Annotated in this window: 2 protein-coding genes; both read left to right on the forward strand. The window is 63.7% G+C overall.

Annotated elements, in window-relative coordinates; translation table 11 throughout:
- Window positions 1-19 precede the first annotated feature (19 nt).
- Window positions 20-1,099 carry a peptide chain release factor 1 gene (prfA, locus tag ACXJ7R_RS31225; RefSeq protein ID WP_457155174.1) on the forward strand — a complete coding sequence of 360 codons (1,080 nt, stop codon included), beginning with the start codon at window positions 20-22 and terminating at the stop codon, window positions 1,097-1,099.
- Complete coding sequence (gene prmC, locus ACXJ7R_RS31230; RefSeq protein ID WP_457155173.1) at window positions 1,092-1,970, forward strand: peptide chain release factor N(5)-glutamine methyltransferase; 879 nt, start codon at window positions 1,092-1,094, stop codon at window positions 1,968-1,970. Before prfA ends, prmC begins: the two co-directional genes overlap by 8 nt.
- The last annotated feature ends 3 nt before the right edge of the window (window positions 1,971-1,973 follow it).

The following is a 1,973-nucleotide window of genomic DNA, read 5'->3' on the forward strand; positions in this document are numbered from 1 at the left end:
CCATTGTAGCATCCTCATCATGGTCAATTTGCCCCGCGATCGTATGGATCAAGTCGTCAAGCGTTTCGAGATGCTCGAAGCGCAGATGTCGGCTGGCCCAGCGCCGGATGCCTATGTGCGGATGGCGTCGGAATATGCCGAGATCCAGGACATGGTGGCCAAGGTCAGGGCGCTGCGCTCGGCCGAGCATGAGCAGGCCGATCTTGAAGCCATGCTTGCCGATAAGGGTACCGACGCCGAAATGCGGGCCTTGGCGGAGGCCGACCTGCCGGGGGTCGAGGAGCGCATCGAGGCGCTGCAAAAGGACATTCAGATCCTGTTGCTGCCCAAGGATGCCGCCGACGACAAGAACGCCATTCTCGAAATCCGTGCCGGCACCGGCGGCGACGAGGCCGCGCTATTCGCCGGCGACCTGTTTCGCATGTATGAGCGCTACGCCGCCGAGCGCGGCTGGCGTTTCGAGACGGTGTCGGCCAGCGATGGCGATGCCGGCGGCTACAAGGAAATCATCGCCACGATCTCCGGCAAGGGCGTCTTTGCGCATCTGAAATTCGAATCCGGTGTGCACCGCGTGCAGCGCGTGCCGGCGACCGAGGCGAGCGGGCGCATCCACACCTCGGCCGCCACGGTCGCCGTGCTGCCGGAAGCCGAAGAGGTCGACATCGACATCAGGGCCGAAGACATCCGCATCGACACCATGCGCGCCTCGGGCTCGGGCGGCCAGCACGTCAACACCACCGATTCGGCTGTGCGCATCACCCATCTGCCGACCGGCATCATGGTGGTGCAGGCGGAAAAGTCGCAGCACCAGAATCGCGCCAAGGCGATGCAGATCCTGCGCGCCCGCCTCTATGACCTGGAGCGCAGCAAGGCGGACGAGGAGCGCTCCGAATCGCGCAAGTCGCAAGTCGGCTCCGGCGACCGTTCCGAGCGCATTCGCACCTACAATTTCCCGCAAGGCCGCGTCACCGACCACCGCATCAACCTGACGCTGTACAAGCTCGACCGGGTGATGATGGGCGAACTCGACGAAGTGATCGACTCGCTGATCGCCGATCACCAGTCGAAGCTGCTCGCCGACATCGGCATCGATGGCTGATCGACTGCCCGAGGCGCTGGGGCCGCTGCTGCGGCAGGCGCAGGCTCGGCTCGCCGCTGCCGCCGTCGACGATCCGGCGCTCGATTCGAGGCTGATCGTCGAACATTTTTCCGGCACGACGCGCACGCAGGCGATTGCCGATCCCAACCGCAAGATCGACGGAAGCGCCATTGCGGCAATTGTTGATGCCTTGAGACGGCGCGCCGGCGGCGAGCCGGTGCATCGCATCCTCGGCTATCGTGAATTCTATGGTTTGCGCCTGTCGCTGTCGCCGGAAACGCTGGAGCCGCGGCCGGATACCGAAACGCTGGTCGAGGCGATGCTGCCTTTCGTCAGGGCAGTGGCAGTGCGGGAAGGCGAATGCCGCATCCTCGATCTTGGCACCGGCACCGGCGCCATCGCGCTGGCGCTGCTCAGCGCCGTGCCGGCCGCGATCGCCACTGGCGTCGATATGTCCGCGGGCGCGCTGGCGACGGCGACCCGCAATGCAAGGCAACTGGGCCTCGCAGGCCGATTCACAGCGCTCCAGTCGGACTGGTTCGAAAAAGTTTCCGGCCGGTACCATGTAATTGCCGCAAACCCTCCCTATATACGGTCTGAAGACATTGGAAATCTGCAGGACGAAGTCCGCAATTTCGATCCGCGCTTGGCCTTGGATGGTGGCGAGGACGGTCTGAACCCCTACAGGATCATCGCCGCGGAGGCGGCAAGGTTTTTGGAAGCTGAAGGCAGGATTGCGGTCGAGATCGGCCACACGCAGCACAACGAGGTCTTGGGAATATTCGCCGTAGCCTGCTACCTGCCGGGCGGTGCATTTCAGGACCTTGGTGGAAACGACAGGGTTCTTGTCTTTAAAAGGACAAAGCCTTGACGC

This window comes from Mesorhizobium sp. P5_C1 (genome assembly GCF_054049815.1).

Coding starts and splice junctions, on each gene's coding strand:
- prfA (WP_457155174.1), top strand. CDS start 20: ATGGTCAATTTGCCCCGCGATCGTATGGATCAAGTCGTCAAGCGTTTC.
- prmC (WP_457155173.1), top strand. CDS start 1,092: ATGGCTGATCGACTGCCCGAGGCGCTGGGGCCGCTGCTGCGGCAGGCG.